The sequence below is a fragment of the uncultured Pigmentiphaga sp. genome, from assembly GCF_937950555.1.
GTDB lineage: Bacteria > Pseudomonadota > Gammaproteobacteria > Burkholderiales > Burkholderiaceae_B > Pigmentiphaga.
In genome coordinates this window covers 62,234-79,468 of sequence record NZ_CALFCW010000022.1, presented here as the reverse complement: position 1 = coordinate 79,468, position 17,235 = coordinate 62,234, and the positions used below count along the sequence as shown (strand labels likewise).

General features: G+C 65.6%; 13 protein-coding genes. 10 read left to right on the top strand and 3 right to left on the bottom strand.

Features of this window, described 5'->3' with window-relative positions; all coding sequences use genetic code 11:
• Window positions 1-7: 7 nt before the first annotated feature.
• The 6 genes from Q0319_RS05840 to Q0319_RS05815 all read left to right on the top strand — a co-directional run bounded on the left by Q0319_RS05840 (window position 8) and on the right by Q0319_RS05815 (window position 6,098).
• Window positions 8-1,012: a LysR substrate-binding domain-containing protein gene (locus Q0319_RS05840; RefSeq protein ID WP_299451419.1), complete on the top strand. Its 1,005-nt coding sequence runs from the start codon at window positions 8-10 to the stop codon at window positions 1,010-1,012.
• A gap of 146 nt (window positions 1,013-1,158) precedes the next feature.
• A complete protein-coding gene (locus Q0319_RS05835) occupies window positions 1,159-1,695 on the top strand; it encodes a 3-hydroxyanthranilate 3,4-dioxygenase (protein WP_299451418.1) in 537 nt (178 codons plus the stop codon).
• Window positions 1,692-2,588 (top strand): MBL fold metallo-hydrolase, encoded by an 897-nt coding sequence (locus Q0319_RS05830; RefSeq protein WP_299451417.1) that lies wholly within the window; start codon window positions 1,692-1,694, stop codon window positions 2,586-2,588. Before Q0319_RS05835 ends, Q0319_RS05830 begins: the two co-directional genes overlap by 4 nt.
• A gap of 26 nt (window positions 2,589-2,614) precedes the next feature.
• Window positions 2,615-3,790, top strand: coding sequence for an ABC transporter substrate-binding protein (locus tag Q0319_RS05825; protein WP_296470525.1), 1,176 nt, complete (start codon window positions 2,615-2,617; stop codon window positions 3,788-3,790).
• A 92-nt stretch (window positions 3,791-3,882) separates the two neighbouring features.
• Complete coding sequence (locus Q0319_RS05820) at window positions 3,883-5,049, top strand: ABC transporter substrate-binding protein (protein WP_296470522.1); 1,167 nt, start codon at window positions 3,883-3,885, stop codon at window positions 5,047-5,049.
• Window positions 5,050-5,144: 95 nt separating this feature from the next.
• A complete protein-coding gene (locus tag Q0319_RS05815; protein WP_299451416.1) occupies window positions 5,145-6,098 on the top strand; it encodes a glycosyltransferase family 9 protein in 954 nt (317 codons plus the stop codon).
• Window positions 6,099-6,104: 6 nt separating this feature from the next.
• Here Q0319_RS05815 and Q0319_RS05810 read toward each other — a convergent pair whose 3' ends face one another.
• Window positions 6,105-7,229, bottom strand: a complete 1,125-nt coding sequence (locus Q0319_RS05810; RefSeq protein ID WP_299451415.1) for a glycosyltransferase family 9 protein — start codon at window positions 7,227-7,229, stop codon at window positions 6,105-6,107.
• A 62-nt stretch (window positions 7,230-7,291) separates the two neighbouring features.
• Complete coding sequence (gene msbA, locus Q0319_RS05805) at window positions 7,292-9,043, bottom strand: lipid A export permease/ATP-binding protein MsbA (RefSeq protein WP_363322245.1); 1,752 nt, start codon at window positions 9,041-9,043, stop codon at window positions 7,292-7,294.
• A 126-nt stretch (window positions 9,044-9,169) separates the two neighbouring features.
• On the opposite strand from msbA, the gene Q0319_RS05800 reads away from it, so the two are divergent.
• From Q0319_RS05800 to Q0319_RS05785, 4 genes are read left to right on the top strand one after another with little or no spacing between them, the layout of a single operon-like run.
• The gene (locus Q0319_RS05800; RefSeq protein WP_299451414.1) at window positions 9,170-10,129 is read left to right on the top strand and encodes a glycosyltransferase family 9 protein; all 960 of its coding nucleotides are present in this window, start codon (window positions 9,170-9,172) and stop codon (window positions 10,127-10,129) included.
• On the top strand, window positions 10,126-11,283 hold the full coding sequence (gene rfaQ / locus Q0319_RS05795) for a putative lipopolysaccharide heptosyltransferase III (RefSeq protein ID WP_299451413.1): 1,158 nt from the start codon (window positions 10,126-10,128) through the stop codon (window positions 11,281-11,283). The genes Q0319_RS05800 and rfaQ overlap by 4 nt, the downstream gene beginning before the upstream one ends.
• Entirely contained in the window at window positions 11,280-12,356 is a 1,077-nt protein-coding gene (locus Q0319_RS05790) for a glycosyltransferase family 4 protein (protein ID WP_296463916.1), read from the top strand. The genes rfaQ and Q0319_RS05790 overlap by 4 nt, the downstream gene beginning before the upstream one ends.
• The gene (locus Q0319_RS05785; protein WP_299451412.1) at window positions 12,353-13,657 is read left to right on the top strand and encodes an O-antigen ligase family protein; all 1,305 of its coding nucleotides are present in this window, start codon (window positions 12,353-12,355) and stop codon (window positions 13,655-13,657) included. Before Q0319_RS05790 ends, Q0319_RS05785 begins: the two co-directional genes overlap by 4 nt.
• A gap of 11 nt (window positions 13,658-13,668) precedes the next feature.
• Here the strand turns inward: Q0319_RS05785 and dnaE are convergent, their stop codons facing one another.
• Window positions 13,669-17,160, bottom strand: a complete 3,492-nt coding sequence (gene dnaE, locus Q0319_RS05780) for a DNA polymerase III subunit alpha (RefSeq protein ID WP_296463926.1) — start codon at window positions 17,158-17,160, stop codon at window positions 13,669-13,671.
• Between the last annotated feature and the right edge of the window lie 75 nt (window positions 17,161-17,235).

Below are 17,235 nucleotides of genomic sequence, written 5' to 3'. Positions count from 1 at the left end.
TCCGTCCATGTCCAATTTCCGCCTTACCCCCAACGCGCTAGGCCACAAGCTCAAACTGCACCAGCTGCAGATCTTCGAACGCGTCCTCGAGCGCCACTCGCTGTCGCGCGCCGCCAATGAGCTCAACTTGACGCAGCCTAGCGTCACCAAGGCCATCTACGAGTTGGAGAAATTCGTCGGGGCGCCGCTATTCGAGCGATCCAACCGCGGCGTCGTCCCGACCGAGCTCGCCCACCTGCTCGGGCGCCGGGTCAAGACACTGATGGCCGAACTGCGGTACATGACCGATGAGCTGAATGCCGCACTGACCGGCGAAAGCGGCCACGTCATCGTGGGCACGCTCATCGCGGCCTCGGCCAAGCTGTTGCCCGAGGCCATTTCCCTGCTGATGCAGGAGCACCCCGGGATACGCGTGACCGTTTCCGAAGGCCCGTCGTCCCAACTGTTCCCCGCCCTGGCCACCGGCGACCTGGACATCGTCGTCGGCCGGCTGCCCGAACGCGATATCGCGCTCGGCTATGCCTATCCCCTCACTCACCACACGCTGTACGAAGAGCGGCTCTACGCCGTGGTCGGCGCGCACCACCCGCTCATCCGGGAACCTCGCGTCGAACTCGCGCAGTTGATGGACTGGCCGTGGATCCTGCCCTCGGCCGAGTCGCCCCTGCGGACCGCCGTGGAACAAACCTTTCACCGCACCGGCCTTGGCCTGCCACCCCGCTACATCGAATCGCTGTCCCTGCTGACCAACCTCGGGATACTGCTCCGGGGGGAAGCGATCGCGCTGATGCCGCAAGACGCCGCGGCCCAGTTCCTGGAGCACGGGCTCCTCAAGCGCCTGCCGCTCGAAGAATTCGGGCTGTTCGGGCGGGTGGGGTATTCGGTGCGGGCGAACCGGCAAATGAGTCCGGCTAGCCAGCACCTGATCGAATACCTGCATCGAGTCTGCGCCCATCGCCGCGCCGGGGAAAGCAATCCCCCCCTCGGAGGCAAAGGCCAGAACGGACTATAACCAACACGCATACCCCGGGCCGCAACTTCTATTTCTCGCTCGCGGCGGCGGTCACATAGACTGCCATGGATAGGAAAAAGGAGGCCGCGACCCCGTCGCGGCGCGGGAGCCCGCCCCGCGGGCGCAGACCTACCAACGAGAGCATCATGTTCAAATACGGCCTTCCCCTCAATTTCCAGAAGTGGATCGACGACCACGCGCATCTGCTCAAGCCCCCTGTCGGCAACCAGCAGATCTGGCAGGACTCCGATTTCATCGTCACGGTCGTGGGCGGCCCCAATCACCGCACCGACTATCACGACGATCCGCTGGAAGAATTCTTCTATCAGATCCGGGGCAATGCCTACCTGAAGATCTGGGCTGACGGCAAGCCCGAACGGGTGGACCTGAAGGAAGGCGACATCTTCCTGCTGCCGCCGCACGTGCGGCATTCGCCCCAGCGTCCCGAGGCCGGCAGCGCCTGCCTCGTCATCGAGCGCCAGCGCCCGCAAGGGCTGAAAGACGGTTTCGAGTGGTACTGCCTGAACTGCGGTCACCTAGTGCACCGCGTGGAGGTACAGCTCCAGAGCATCGTGCAGGACCTGCCTCCCCTCTTCGAAGCCTTCTACGCCAGCGAAGAGAAGCGGCGTTGCCCGTCGTGCGGCACGGTGCATCCGGGCAAGTCCGCTCCGGGTGACGCGTGACCGCCCGCTACGACTTCGGCGGCGTGGAGCTGGTGCGCATCGTCGAGAATGAAGGTCCACTGCTCCGCCCGGCCGAAATCTTCCCGGATTCCACGCCCGAGGTGATCCAGGCCAACCTCGACTGGCTGGCCCCACGCTTTTACGACCCGGTTTCCGACCGGCTGGTAATCGCCATCCAGTCCTTTTTGCTGAAAAGCCAAGGCCGCCTGATTCTGGTCGACACCTGCGTGGGCGACTGCAAGGCCCGCGTGCGCCCGGAATTCGACCGCCAGCATTGGGGCTGGCTGGACCGCCTGGCGCAGTCCGGCGTACGGCCCGAAGACATAGACATCGTCGTCTCCACCCATCTTCACGTCGACCACGTGGGCTGGCACACGCGACTCGTGGACGGGGCCTGGGTCCCCACCTTCCCCAACGCGCGCTATCTCTTCACCCACGAGGAATGGGTGTATTGGAAAGAGCACGAGGGACATCCCGGCCTGGTGCGCACGGGCGACTACGTGGGCGACTCGGTCCTGCCGGTGTTCGAAGCCGGGCTGGCCGACCTGGTCGACATGAACCACCGGATCGACGATGCCATCCGACTCGTCCCCGCGCCTGGGCATACGCCCGGCCACGTGGCGGTCGAAATCCAGGGCGAGAACCAGCGCGTCCTGCTCACCGGGGATGCTTTCCATCACCCGCTGCAATGCTGCTACCCCCAGTGGAGCACGCGCTTCTGCGCCGACCCCGGCCACGCGCGCCAAACACGGCGCTCGCTTCTCGAGGCCTGCGCCCGCGATGGCACGCTGGTCTTGCCGGCCCACTTCCCCACGCCCACCGCCGGCCGCATCCGCCGTACGGAGCCGGGCGATTCCCACGAATTCCGCTTCGAATTCCAAGAATTACTTTAAACTTCAATCAACCCAAGGAATCCTTCATGACCTTGCAGTACCCCATTACCGCCCTGGCGGCCAGCCTTTGCCTCGCACTCGGCATGACCGCCCCGGCGCAAGCCGACATCAAGATCGGCTTTCTCGCTACCCTCTCGGGTCCCGGCGGTACGCTGGGCCAAGACCAATACGACGGATTCATGCTGGGTATCGAAGCCGCCGGCGGCAAGCTCGGCGGCCAAGCTGTCAAGGTCATCCAGGAAGACGACCAGCTCAAGCCTGAAGTGGGGCGCCAGGCCGCCAAGAAGCTCATCGAGCGCGACCGGGTGGACGTCATTACCGGCCTGAGCTTCTCGAACGTGCTCATGGCAATCTACCGCGACGTCATCAACAGCGGCACCTTCCTGCTGGTGAACAACGCCGGCCCCAGCCAGATTGCCGGCTCGATGTGCTCGCCGCTGTACTTCTCCACGTCTTGGCAGAACGACCAGCAGCACGAAGCGATGGGCAAGTATGCCCAACAGAAGGGCTACAAGCGCGTCGCGCTGATGGCGCCCAACTACCAGGCCGGCCGCGAGGCGCTCATCGGCTTCAAGCGCTACTTCAAGGGCGAGGTCCTCAGCGAGACCTACACCCAGGTCAACCAACCCGACTACTCGGTGGAAATCACGCAGCTGCGCAATGCCAAGCCTGACGCCGTGTTCATTTTCTATCCCGGCGGCATGGGGGTGAACTTCGTCAAGCAATATCACCAGGCCGGCATGCTGGGCAAAGTGCCCCTGCTGTCGGGCTCGACGGTGGACGGCACGACCCTGCCGGCGTTGAAAGAGCTGGCCCTGGGCGTTATCTCGGGCGGCCCGTGGGCGCCCGACCTGCCCAACCCGGCCAACCGCAGCTTCGTCGAGCAGTTCCGCAAGAAATACGGAAGGATCCCGTCGCATTACGCGGCCTACGGCTATGATTCAGCCCAGGCGCTGAACGCCGCGCTGCAGGCCACCGGGGGACGCATCAACGACAAGAAAGCCTTCGAACAGGCCATGGTCAAGGCGAATTTCCCCTCAGTGCGGGGCGAGTTTAAATTTAACAATAATCACTTCCCTGTTTCTAACTATTACGCGTTCGAAGTAGTGCGCGATCCTGCGGGCGACGTGACGTTGGCCACGCGGGAAACGGTATTCCAGGAGCACCAGGATCCCTACCATGGGGAGTGCAAGCTGAAATAAGCGTCCGAAGCAGGCGTCGCGCCGTCGATCGCAGTATCCCACGGGGCCGGTTTCCGGCCTCGCCCACCACGCAAGGCAAGCCAGGAGTCCGCATGAAAACCGCCAAACTGATAGCCATCGCATCGATACTGCAAGCGGCCTTCGCCGCCCCTTCCTACGCCGCCGTCAAGATCGGCTTCGTCTCCACCCTGTCCGGGCCCGGCTCGGTGCTGGGGCAAGACCAGTACGACGGGTTCATGTTGGCCGTCGAACAGGGCAACGGCAAACTCGGCGGCGTCGACGTCCAGATTCTGCGGGAAGACGACCAGATGAAGCCCGAGGTGGGGCTGCAGGTCGTGCGCCAGCTCCTCGAGCGCGAGAAAGTACCCATCATCACCGGCCTGATCTATTCGAACGTGATGATGGCGGTCCACCGCCCCATCACCAGCGCGGAAGTCTTCCTGATCGGTTCGAACGCCGGCCCCACGCCCATCACCGGCAAGGGGTGCTCGCCCTATTTCTTCTCGACTTCATGGAACAACGACCAGCTGCATGAAGCCGGCGGCGAGCTCGCCAACAAAATGGGCATCAAGAAGATCCACCTCCTGGCCGCCAACTACCAGGCCGGCAAGGACGCCATGGAGGGCTTCAAGCGCACCTTCAAGGGAGAAGTCGTCGGCGAGACCTTCACCCAGGTCAACCAGCCCGATTACTCGGTCGAGATCTCCGCACTGGCTGCCAACAAGCCCGAGGCCATCTACACCTTTTATCCCGGCAGCATGGGCGTGAACTTCGTCAAGCAATACCGGCAAGCCGGCATGTTCGACAAGGTGCGCATGCTTTCCACCTCCACCATCGACGGCTCCACGCTTCCGGCCCTGCAGGAAAACGCGCTCGGCGCGATCACGGCCGCCCCCTATTCGCCCGACCTCGACAACCCGGCCAATAAGAAGTTCGCCGAAGCTTTCCGCAAGAAATACAACCGCGAGCCGTCGATGTACGCGGCGCAATCCTATGACGCCGCCAGCCTGATCGCCTCGGCCCTGGCCAAGACCAAAGGCAACGTGTCCGACAAGAATGCGTTCCGCACGGCATTGCGCGAGGCCAAGTTCGACTCCGTGCGCGGCTACTTCGCGTTCAACACCAACCAGTTCCCGATCGCCCCGTTCTACCGGGTCGACGTGGAGAAAGACGCCAGCGGCAAGCCCGCCTTCGTCACCAAAGGCGTGATCTACGAGCAAAGCAAGGACTCGTACGCCGGCGAATGCAAGATGAAGTAATGCACGGCCGGCTCCGCATCGAGCCGGTTTGCATACAATAGGGGCCTCGTGGGCCTTCCGGCCCACGCCCTTTCAACAAGCAAGAACAATAATTCGTGCCCCTCGACAAGGACTCTCTGGCGCACGTCGCCATCATCGCTTCCCCTGCCATCGGCGACTCGCTGCTGTTGATGACGGTCGCGCACAATCTGCGCCGTGCCGGATCGAACGTTACCGTCTTCGGCGCCCACATCCATGCCCTGCGCGCGTGGTTTCCGGGTTTCGACATCCGTCCCGCGCTACCGCCAGACCAGGCATCCGAGGTGCTGCGGGATTATGGTGCGGTGGTTCAACTGCACGAGGCCCGGCCGCTGCCCGAACCCCATGCCATCCACCCGCGAGCGTTGATCCTCGAACACCTGTGCCGCATGCGCTCGCCCCAATCCATGGCGCAGCGCCTGGTCGAATACTGTCGCGCGGAACTCGGCCTACTGGATCCGGAAAAGCACAACGGCCTCGTCCCTCCCGCGGGATTGGTGCACCGAAGCCACCAGGCGCGGGTCGTCATCCATCCCACGGCAAGCACGCCGGACAAATGCTGGCTGGCTTCGCGTTTCGTGACACTCGCGCGCCGGCTGCGCGACGAAGGACTGGACCCGCACTTCATCATCAGCCCGGCCGAACGCCCCCAATGGGAGCACGTCCAGGAACTGGGCCTGGGGCTGCCTGCGCTGGGCGGGCTGGACGAAGTGGCGGCCTGGATCTTCGGCTCCGGCTGGTTCATCGGCAACGACTCGGGCATCGGCCATCTCGCCTCTAACCTCCACGTGCCGACCCTGTCACTGTTCATGCGCCAGGGGGGCGCCAGGACGTGGCGGCCTGACTGGGGCCCCGGGCGCATCCTGGTCGGCGGTGATTACATCCCCACCGGCAAGCTGAAAGAAAAACTTTGGAAATACGCGTTGACGCCGGGCCGGGTCGCACGGGACTTCTCGCGTTTCCGCGCGAACGGTTCCTGGCCTTCGCCCTATGCGGTCGCTGCCGCCGGCGCAGCCATGCCGGCGCTCTAGGCGACGCTAGGCATAGGACAACGAAGCGCCCTCGGCCTCGCGCTCCGCGGCGCGGCCCGCCCGGCGAACCTGCGCCGCAGCGGACGCCGCGATGGCCGGCACGGCCGTCGCGACCAGGACTTTCTCCATCACGATGTCGCAGCCGATGACACTCATCGGCCGCTCGCGCTGCGCTGCATCGAAGCGTTGGGGATCGAATGGCACGTGGATGACCTGGTGCAGGTGGCTGTCCTGATACGGGCCGGTGGCCTCCGGATTCGCCGTCACGAACAGGCTCACCGTCTTGACTCGCAACGCGATCGCCAGGTGCATGGTGCCGGTGTCGCCGGTCACCAATACGTCCATGCTGCCCACGACGGCCGCCAGTTGCGGCAGCGTCGTCTCCCCGACGTAGCTGATGACCCGCGCGCGCTCATCTTGCGCCAGCCCATCGAGAAACGCTTGCTCGATCTCGCGCTCCCGGGCGTCTCCGACCAAGACCAGCGCGTAATCGGGCGAGTGGGAGAGGATCTTCCTCGCCAACGCCACGAAACGCTCGACGGGCCAACAGCGTATGGGTTTGGATGCCCCCAGCTGGAAGCCGACCACCACCTTGCCTTCGGGCTTGGGAAGAGGCGCGAACGGAACGGGCACGAACATCGTCGTGTCTTGCACGTCACAACCCAGCACTTCCATCAGGTCGAGCTTGGACCGGATCTGATGGCGTCCTTCGTGGAACGTGAAGGCGGTCAACCATCTCCCCATGCCATTCAGCTCCTCCCGCTCGACATTCTTGAATACGTACTCACAGCCGGAAAATACGGCGGCGAGCACGTCGTACGGTTCTTTGGAGTGCAGGATCACGGCCATCTCCGGCCGGACCCCGCGCAGCGCAGAGATGACGCCGAACATGGTCCTGGCCTTGTGATCCCAATGGATGACGTGGTCGAAATGCGGGCTACCCTGCACCAGGCCGGCAGTGCGATGGCCGGAGACGAGGGTAATGACCGCATCGGGGTAGCGCTTCTTGACGGCGCGGATGGCGGGGGTATTCAGGAGAAGGTCCCCCAGCGCCGTCGTGGAGAAAATGACGACGCTGCGAAAGTTGCGCTTCGAATCGAACGACTGCCGGTCTCTGGGACGCCCCGTCAAAAACTTATAGATGCCGACCAGAAGGTTCGCGAGCTTTATTTTTGTTCTTTTCATCCGTGCGGTTAGGAGGATTCATTGAACTGCATCTTGTATAGCGCTGCGTACAAGCCGTCGGCGGCAAGCAGGTCGGCGTGCGTACCCTGTTCCACCATGCGACCTTGATCCAGCACGATGATGCGGTCGGCATTCTGCACCGTAGAAAGACGATGGGCAATCACCAGCGTCGTCCTGCCCTTCATGAGGCGCTCGAGCGAAGCCTGCACTTGGCGTTCCGACTCGTTGTCGAGGGCGGAAGTGGCCTCGTCCAGGATCAGGATCGGCGCATCCTTGATCAACGCCCGCGCGATCGCCAGGCGCTGGCGCTGCCCGCCCGACAACCGGGCCGCGTTCTCGCCTACGCGGCTATATATGCCCTGCGGCAGCGACTCGACGAACTCGAGCAGATTGGCATCGGCCAGCGCCTGCCGGATCGCCTCCTCCGAAGGCTCCTGGCTGGCACCGTAACTCACGTTCGCGGCGATCGTCTCGTCGAACAGCACCACGTCTTGGCTGACCAAGGAAATCGCGTCGCGCAGGCTGCTCAGGGTGAGCTCTTCGATCGGCACGCCGTCCACGCGTATCGAACCCCGGGACGGCTGGGCAAAGCGCGGCAGCATGGAAACCAGGGTCGTCTTGCCGCTGCCCGAGCGGCCGATGAACGCCACGGTCTGCCCGGGTTCGACCGAGAAGCTGATGTCGGTCAAGGTATTGCGCGCCGCTTCAGGGAAACGGTGCGAGACGTTCTCGAACTCGATCCGCCCGCGCACCGGCTTGGCCAGGGTACGCGTCCCCTCGTCCGGCTCTGGCATTTCGTCCACGAGCGAGAACACGCTTTCGGCGGCCACGAGCATGCGCTGCATGGGGCTGGCGACATTGGCCAGGCGCTTGAGCGGATCGAGCATCTGCAGCATGGCGGTAACGAACGCGGCAAAGCCACCCACCGTGATTTGGTTGGCATCGGACTGCCCCAGCGCGGTGGCCACCACGACGGCGAGCGCGACGGCGGAAATGGCCTGGGTGATGGGGGCGGACGCCGCCGTCGCCACTGCGTTGCGCATGGCAAAACGGCGCAACCGTCCATTGACCTCAAAAAACCGGGCCTCCTCGTGCTCGTAGCCGCTGAACAACTTAATGACCCGCTGCCCGTCGATGGCCTCGCTCACGATCCGGGTCAGCTCGCCGTTCATCGCGATGGTCTCGCGGTTGATCCGCCGGATGCGCCGCGCAATGGCCCGCATGATGAAAGTCGAGAGCGGGAAGGCCACCAGGGCGATCAGGGTCAGCTGCCACGACAAATACAGCAGCACCCCCACCAGCGAAACGACGATCAGCGTTTCCCGCACCAGCACGGTGATGACTTCAGTGGCCAGGCCCATCACCCCGGCGGCGTCCACCACGAAGCGATTGAGCAGCAGCGAGGAGCCCATGCGCTTGAAATACGCATCGGGCAGGCGCAACAGGCGATCGAACATCTCCCTGCGCAAGTCGGCCAGGACGTGGTTGGCCGCCCAGGCCAGCAGATAGTCACTCAGGAAGTTCAGCGCGCCCCGGACCAGGAAGATGACGACGATGGCGAGCGGGATCTTCCAGACGTAATCGGGATGCTCGCCGCTGAAACCTCCGTCCAGCAGCGGCTTCATCAACATGGCCAGGATGGGCTGGGAAGCGGCCACCCCGGTCAGGAAAAGCATGCCCAGCGCGATCGCGTGCCAGTATTTCAGGACCCGGCTATAGACGCGGCGCCATAGTTCGGATTTGACGGGTTGTGAATTCACAGGGTGTTCGTGGCGGGACGCCTCCACGGCAGCGCTGGTTCGCGCTGCGGCCGGCCCGCCCGCTTACAATAGAAAGCTTTAGATTGTACGCGCAGCCGCCTGCCGCCCTGCGTCGCTGACTACCCGATGCCAGAAGTCGATCCCGTACATGTCCGGCTGCCCAACTGGGTAGGCGACGCTTGCATGTGCCTGCCCGCGTTGGCGCTGCTCCAGCAAGCGGGGCATGGCCTGGTGCTGCACGGCCGCCCGTGGGCCGGCGACTTGCTCAATGGACTCACGCCGGCGGCTTTCGTTCCGTTGGGCAAGCGCTTCGGCGCCAATCTCGCAACGACCCGGCAAGCGGTGCCCGACCGGGGCAGGCCGCGGGGCATCGTCTTCCCCAACTCTCTGTCCAGCGCCGCCCTGTTCCGCCTGGCCGGCATTCGCGCCGCGGGCTATCGCGGCAACGGCCGCTCCCCCCTCCTGCGCTGGGCCCTGCCCAAACCCTCCGGGCTGCACGAGGTCGAGGTGTTCTACCGCCTCGCGCGCGAGGCGCTGCTCCGCTGGCATCCCGGCATCGAGCTGCCCGCGACTCCCGGGCCGCGGCTGGCGCTGCCCCTTACGCCAGCTCATCGCGCCGCTGCCGACCGGGCCCTGGCCGAGGTTGGCATCACCGGGCCTTTCGTCTTGCTCGCCCCCATCGCCACCGGCCTGCACCATGGGCGATCCAAGGCCTGGCCGCTATTCGGGGACCTGGCGCAAGCGCTGGCCACCCAAGGCATGACATGCGTCACCTGTCCACCCGCCCATGAGGCCGAGGCGACCCGCCGGGCAGCCCCGGCAGCAACCGTGCTGCCGCCTCTCGAACTGGGCGCCTTCGCGGCCCTGACTCAGCGGGCGGCAGCCATCGTCTGCAACGATTCGGGCACTTCCCACGTGGCGGCGGCAGCCGGAGCCCGCCAGATCACCCTATTCGGCGTCACGCGCCGCGAACGCACCGGCCCCTGGACGCCGGATGCGGTATGCCTGGGCGACGATGGCCGCTGGCCTACCCTGCCTGAGGTCATCGACGCCGTCCGGAGCCTGCTATCCTCCCCTTCGACATGAGTTCCCTACCCGCCCGCGAACCCAAACGAGCGCTGGTCATCGCGCTTCGCTACCTGGGTGACGTCTTGCTCACCACGCCCCTGCCCCGGGCCCTGCGCACGCGCTACCCGCAGTGCGAGGTCGACATGCTCGTGTTCCGGGGCACGGAAGGCATGTTGGAGAACAACCCGGACATCAACCAGGTTTTTACGATCGCGGAGCGCCCGGCGCGGGGAGAAATCCGCGCGATGCTCCGCCGGCTCTGGCGCCGCTACGACCTTGCCCTGATCCCGCAGCCCGGAGACAAGCCCCACCTGTTCGGCCTGGCGTCGGCCCGGGTTCGCGTGGGGCTGGTCCCGCCCGAACTGGGCCATGCCTGGTGGAAGCGACTTTCGCTGCGGCACCCGCTGGTCATCGATGAGCACATGCATCGGGTGCACGAGAACGAGCGCGTCGCTGCACTGCTCGGCCTGGCGCCGGCCCGCACCGTGGTGCCGCCGACGGCCTACGTCCCGCGGGAGGCCTGGCCTGCCCGCCTGGCCGCCGCCGTGCCTGGCGCGCCTCCCTTCGACGCCTATCGTCCTTACGCGGTGGTCCACCCTTCCCCCCGCTGGCGCTACAAGCAGTGGCATGCCCAGGGCTGGCGCGAACTGCTCTCCCGCCTGCATGCACAAGGCTTGCAGGTGCTATTGAGCGGCGGGCCAGGCGAAGCGGAATCGCAATACGTCAACGAGTTGCTCGAAGGCCTGGACGAGCCCGTGCGGCGCGCCATCGTCCGCGTGCAGGGGAGGCTGAGCCTGGCCGAGCTCGCCGACCTGCTGCGCCATGCCTCTGTCTACGTGGGCCCGGACACGGCCACGACGCACCTCGCCGCGGCTTGCGGCACCCCCACCGTGGCGCTGTTCGGCCCGACGGACCCGCGACAATGGGGCCCCAGCCCGGGCGACGGGCTGGGCCAGCCGTGGGCCAAGGCCGCGCCGCGGCAAGTCCGCGGCAACGTGGTCATGCTGCAAGAGCCCATCGCCGATTGCGTCCCATGCCAGCGCGAAGGTTGCGATGGACACCGTGGCAGCCGCAGCCTATGCATGGAGCGCCTCGGGACGAGCACCGTGACGGATGCGGTGCTGTCCCTGCTGCAGGCGCCCCAGCCGGAGATGCGGAGAACGCCCGCATGAGGGTCGCCATCGCCTGCAATCGCTTCGGCCATGGCGGAGGCATGGAACGCTATGCCATGGATCTCGTCAAGGGGTTCCGCGCGCTCGGCATCCGCCCGGTCGTGTTCGCCCGCAATTTCGACACCCACATCCCCGAGTACGGCGACGTGGAACCGGTCCGCATCGCCGTCTGGGCCTTGCCCGGCAAACTGCGCGACCACTACTTCTCCTCCCGCCTGCGCGACCTGAAAGCGGCCCACCGCATCGACCTCCTGATCGGCTGCAGCCGGACCGCCGTGTCGGACATCGCCATCTGCGGGGGCACCCACCTCGGCCACCTGGCCCAGTCGGGCCGGCGGCCGACAGCCTGGGACCAATGGCAGATCCGGCTGGAACGCGCCCACTATGCCCATGCGCACTTGGTGCTGGCCCATTCGCTGATGATGGCCGACGAGCTGCGCCGTTACTACGGTGTCGAGCCGGAACGGATACGGGTGCTGTATCCCCCGGTAGACGTGGAAACCTTCCGTCCGGTGGACGATGCCCGGCGTGCCGCGCTCAGGCGCGAGCTGGGCATTGCCGAAGGCACGACTGCTTTCCTGTTCCCGTCTACCGGACACGAACGCAAAGGCTACCCGCTGCTCGAGGCCTGCTTCAGCTCGACTGCCTTGCCCGTCTCGCTCCTGGTCGCCGGCCGCCCGGTGGAGTCCCGCTCCGCGAAGATCCGGTATATCGGGTACCGGGAGGACATCGCCAACTGCTACCGGGCGACGGATTTCACCATCCTCGCCTCGCGCTACGAGCCCTTCGGCCTGGTGGGCCCCGAGTCCGTCCTGTGCGGCACCCCTACGGTCCTGCCGCGCAGCATAGGCAGCACGGAAGCCTTGTCGGATGAGGCTTGCCTGAGTTTCGACGTCGATGCGCCGGCCTCGCTGGCCGACGCGATCGCGCAGGCCGAAGCACGCGCCCGCGCAGGCCGCGCCCGGCTCGCCGTCCCGCTGGATCACCTTTCCTACGCCCCGAGCCCTCGCGCTCACGTGGAAGCGCTCCTGGACATGTCGATTTCCACGAAGGCGGCTTGCGAACTTTCATGAACCGTCCCCATTCCGCATACGACGGCCTGCCCGCTCCGCTGACCTTCGTCGCCGCCGCGGCGATCTCCCTCCTGCCCGCGCTCACGCTGTCAGTGCGGGGCAGTGCCAACCGCCTGCTGTTCCTGCTCCTCCTCCTGTCCATGATCGCCGCCTTCTGGCGGCACCGCCTGGCGCCGGAAGCGCGTTTCGCCCATGTCATGCGGCAATATTGGCCGGTCTGGGCGGCACTGGCTGCGCAATTCGTTGCCGCGGCGGTGAGCACCCTCGCGGTGGGATGGGATCAGCCGCGCGTGTTCGCGGACCTCCGGGTACTCGACACGCCCCTACGGATGGCCCTCTTCGGGCCGCTTTTCTGGCTGCTCCTGGCCGTGCCGGCAGGCTGGCTCAAGCAGCTCCAGTGGGGATGCACGGGCGGGGCGTTGATCGGCGCGGCGATTCTTCACCACCAATTCGCCCTCTCGCCCGGCGAGCGGCCCATGCAAATCCTCTTCTCGAATCTGCTGCCCTTCAGCAACATCACGCTGCTCCTGGGCATGTTTTCGTTACTGAGCATAGGCTGGTCCGACCCCGCCACGCGCCGGGGCCGCATCGCCATCGCGCTGAAGCTGGCCGGCGGCGGTGCCGGCCTTTATGTCGCCTATGCCTCCGGCACGCGCGGGGGATGGCTGGCGCTGGCCGTGTTCGCGTTCGTGTTTTTCTTCCTGATGCGCGGGCGTGCCTGGCGCAAGCTCCTGGCCATGGCAACGCTCGCCGCCGCGAGCGCCGGCGCGTACCTGTCCAGCGACTTCGTCGCCCAGCGCGTCGACGACGCCTATAAGGAGCTCCAGGAATACCGCCAGGGCAAGGAGCTCGACTCTTCGGTCGGAAACCGGCTGCAGCTATGGACCGCTGCAGTGGAAGTATTCAAGGAACACCCGTTCGTCGGCGTCAGCCGCCAGGGATACGGGCAAGCCATGCAGGATGCAGCGCGACGGGGAATCATCACGATGCGCGCCGCCGAGTACCGGCATTCGCACAACGAGCTTTTGTTCAATCTCGCCACCCTGGGCACGCTCGGCGCGCTGGCGATCCTGGCCGCATGGCTGGTGCCGGCCGCATATTTCGCGCGCGCCGCACGCAGCCCGCACCGCGACGAGCGGACCGCCGGCACGATGGGGCTGCTGCTCGCGACCGGCTTCCTTGTCTTCGGCATGACGGAAGTCATGTTCGCGATGTCGATGGTCGCGTCGTTCTACACACTGATGACGGCGGCGCTGATGGCCATCGTCGCCCGCCAGCGCCGGTGCACTGTGGTCGCCTGAGCGGCGCCGGCTCAATACTCCAGCGCCACGTCGTCGGGCCGCCCGGTCAGCTTGGCCAGTTGCTGCAGCAAGACGTCCGGCACCCGCACCCGCCAGTCTTCGCCGAGGCGCACCACGCACTTGGCATCCTCGCGGTGGTAGACGATTTCCACGGGGGTGCCGGGGAAGCCGTTCTCCGGATCGGCACGGTGCGGATTGAGCACTGAGCGCAGCGATTCGACATGCGCATTGCCGTTGAAGCGAATGGACAGGGCCCTGGCCTTGGCCTCGCGCGCCATCTGCAAGTCGTACAGCTCGTCGGCCACGATCCGCATGCCGCCGGAATATTCATCATTGCTGACCTTGCCCAGCACGATGAGCAGCTGGTCCTCGCGCAGCTTGCCCCGGTGCCGCTCGTACAGCTCGTTGAACACCGAGATCTCCACCTGCGCGGTGCCGTCATCGAGCACGGCGAACACCATCTTGCCCCGCCGCGTCATCTGCGTGCGCACCGCCGACAGGATGCCCGCCATCCACTGCGGCTCACGGCTCGGCTGTAGGTTGGAGAGCGGCGTCCGGACGAAGCGCCGGACCTCGGCGCGATAGGCATCGAACAAATGGCCGCTGAAATAAAAGCCGAGTGCGGTCTTCTCCTGCGCCAGGCGCTCGCGTTCGTCCCAGGGCTCCACGTCGGCCATCTCGCCCGCCAGGTCGTCGTGGTCGTCGCCGCCGAACAGGGAGGCCTGGCTGGCGGCACGGGCCGCTTGCTCGGCCGCGTCCATGGCGGTACCCAGCGTGGCCAGCACGGCGGCGCGGTTGGGGCACAGCGAATCGAACGCCCCGGCCTTGATCAGCGCCTCGATGGCGCGGCGGTTCACGACGTGCCGGTCGATGCGGCGGCAGAAATCGAACAAATCCTTGAACGGGCCCTTTTCCGCGCGGGCACGCAAGATTTCCTCGACGGCGCCCTGCCCCGTTCCCTTGACTGCGCCCAGGCCATAGCGAATCGTGCGCGGCGGCTGGCCACGCGCGGAATATTCGTCAAGCACCGGCTCGAAGCGGTAGCCCGACAGATTGATGTCGGGCGGCAGCACCTTGACCTTGTTGGCTACGGCGTCCGCCCAGAAGACCTGCACCTTGTCCGTGTCGTCCATGTCGGAAGACATGGTGGCGGCCATGAACTCGGCTGGATGGTGCGCCTTGAGCCACGCCGTCTGGTAGGCGATCAGCGCGTACGCGGCGGTATGCGACTTGTTGAAGCCGTATTCCGCGAACTTCTCCATCAGGTTGAACAACGTGACGGCGATGTCCGGGTCGTAGCCCTTTTTCTCTGCCCCAGCCTGGAAGATCTCGCGGTGCTTGGCCATTTCCTCGGGCTTTTTCTTGCCCATGGCCCGGCGCAGCATATCGGCGCCGCCAAGCGTGTAGCCACCGATGATCTGCGAGATCAGCATCACCTGCTCTTGGTAGACGATGACGCCGTACGTGCTCTTGAGGACGGGCTCCAGGTCGGGATGGAAATATTCGGCCTTGGCGCGGCCGTGCTTGCGGTTGACGAAGTCATCCACCATGCCCGAGCCCAGGGGCCCCGGCCGGTAGAGTGCGAGCACGGCGATGATGTCTTCGAAGTTGCTGGGGCGAAGCTTCTTGAGCAGTTCCTTCATCCCGCGCGATTCCAGCTGGAACACGGCGGTGGTGTTGCCATCGCTCAGCAGCTTGTAGGACTCCGGGTCGTCGAGCGGCAGCGACATGATGTCGAAGTCGCGCATCCCCTCGTTGAACTCGCGCACGTAGCGCACGGCCCAATCGAGAATCGTGAGGTTGCGCAGGCCCAGGAAGTCGAACTTCACCAGGCCCACGGCCTCGACGTCGTCCTTGTCGAACTGCGAGACGGCGATGTGGCTCTGCCCGGGCTGGCAGTACAAGGGGCAGAAATCGGTCAGCTTGCCCGGCGCGATCAACACGCCCCCCGCGTGCATGCCGATGTTGCGGGTCAAGCCTTCGAGCGGCCGGGCAAGATCGATCAACGCCCGGGCTTCCTCGTCGTTGTCATAGCGCTCTTTGAACGCGGGCTCTTCCTTGAGCGCGCGCTCCAAATCCCAGGGATCCGCCGGCGAATGGGGAATGATCTTCGAGAGCGTGTCGCAGAAGGTATAGGGCAAGTCCAGGACCCGCCCGGCGTCACGGATCACTGCCTTCGCGCCGAGGGTACCGAAGGTGGCGATCTGGCTCACCGCGTCCCGCCCGTACTTCTGCTTGACGTACTCGATGACCTTGTCCCGGTTGTCCTGGCAGAAATCGATATCGAAGTCCGGCATCGATACCCGTTCCGGGTTCAGGAAGCGCTCGAACAGCAGGTCGTAGCGGATGGGGTCGATATCGGTGATGCCCAGGCTGAACGCGACCAGGGATCCGGCGCCGGACCCCCGGCCCGGCCCCACGGGCACGCCGTTCTTCTTGCCCCAGTTGATGAAGTCCTGCACGATCAGGAAGTAGCCGGGGAACCCCATGTCGATGATGGTCTGGCACTCCTTCTCGAGCCGCTGGCTATATTTCTCCCAGTTCGCCTGGCGCTCCTTCTCGTCGGGGAAGAGCTGCACCATGCGTCGCTCCAGCCCCTCCCGCGACAGCTGTACCAAGTATTCGGCCAAGGTCACGCCTTCCGGCGTGGGGAAATCGGGCAGCTTGGGCTTACCCAGCTCTAGCGTCAGGTTGCAACGGGTGGCAATGGCCACCGTGTTGGCGAGCGCCGAGGGCACGTCGGCGAAGCGCTCGGCCATTTCCTCGGACGAAAGCAGGTACTGCTCTTCGGTATAGAGACGCTGTCTCCTGGGGTTGGCCAGGATCTCGCCCTCGGCGATGCAGACCCGGGCTTCGTGGGCGCGGAAATCCTCGCGTTCGAGGAACTGCACCGGGTGCGTCGCCACCACCGGCACCCCGCACTCTGCCGCCAGCCGCATGGCCGCCTGCACATAGGCTTCGTCCCCTTCCCGGCCCGCGCGCTGCAGCTCGATGAAGTAGTTGTCGGGGAACACCTTCATCCAGTGGCGAGCGGCGGCCAGCGCGGCCTCGCGGTTGCCCGCTTCCAGCGCCTGGCCCACATCGCCCTGCCGCCCACCGGACAAAGCCACCAGGCCGGCCCCGTGCACCTCCAGCCATTCGGGCATGATCTCGCCGCGCCCGCGGTGCTGGTTGGTGAGGAATGCCTGGGTCAACAACTCGCACAAGTTGTGGTAGCCGGTCCTGTCCCGCACCAGCAGCAACATCCGGTACGGCTTGTCGCGGTCGGCGAGGTTGGACACCCAGACGTCGCAGCCGGCGATCGCCTTGATGCCCTTGGCCCGGGCCGCCTTGTAGAACTTGATCAAGCCGAATAGGTTGGACAGGTCGGTCAAGGCGACCGCCGGCTGCTCCAGCGCCACGACTTTCTTGATCAGGTCCGGAATGCGGACGATGCCGTCCGAGACAGAGAACTCGGAATGGACGCGGAGATGGACGAACGGGGGGGTAGGCTGCGCAGACATGGCGGCCATTTTAGCTGCTTGCCCCGGCAGATGAAGCCGTGGCCCCGGCATGCGCAAGGGCCATACTTGGTATGA

Coding starts and splice junctions, on each gene's coding strand:
- Q0319_RS05840 (WP_299451419.1), top strand. CDS start 8: ATGTCCAATTTCCGCCTTACCCCCAACGCGCTAGGCCACAAGCTCAAA.
- Q0319_RS05835 (WP_299451418.1), top strand. CDS start 1,159: ATGTTCAAATACGGCCTTCCCCTCAATTTCCAGAAGTGGATCGACGAC.
- Q0319_RS05825 (WP_296470525.1), top strand. CDS start 2,615: ATGACCTTGCAGTACCCCATTACCGCCCTGGCGGCCAGCCTTTGCCTC.
- Q0319_RS05820 (WP_296470522.1), top strand. CDS start 3,883: ATGAAAACCGCCAAACTGATAGCCATCGCATCGATACTGCAAGCGGCC.
- Q0319_RS05800 (WP_299451414.1), top strand. CDS start 9,170: ATGCCAGAAGTCGATCCCGTACATGTCCGGCTGCCCAACTGGGTAGGC.
- rfaQ (WP_299451413.1), top strand. CDS start 10,126: ATGAGTTCCCTACCCGCCCGCGAACCCAAACGAGCGCTGGTCATCGCG.
- Q0319_RS05790 (WP_296463916.1), top strand. CDS start 11,280: ATGAGGGTCGCCATCGCCTGCAATCGCTTCGGCCATGGCGGAGGCATG.
- Q0319_RS05785 (WP_299451412.1), top strand. CDS start 12,353: ATGAACCGTCCCCATTCCGCATACGACGGCCTGCCCGCTCCGCTGACC.
- dnaE (WP_296463926.1), bottom strand. CDS start 17,160: ATGTCTGCGCAGCCTACCCCCCCGTTCGTCCATCTCCGCGTCCATTCC.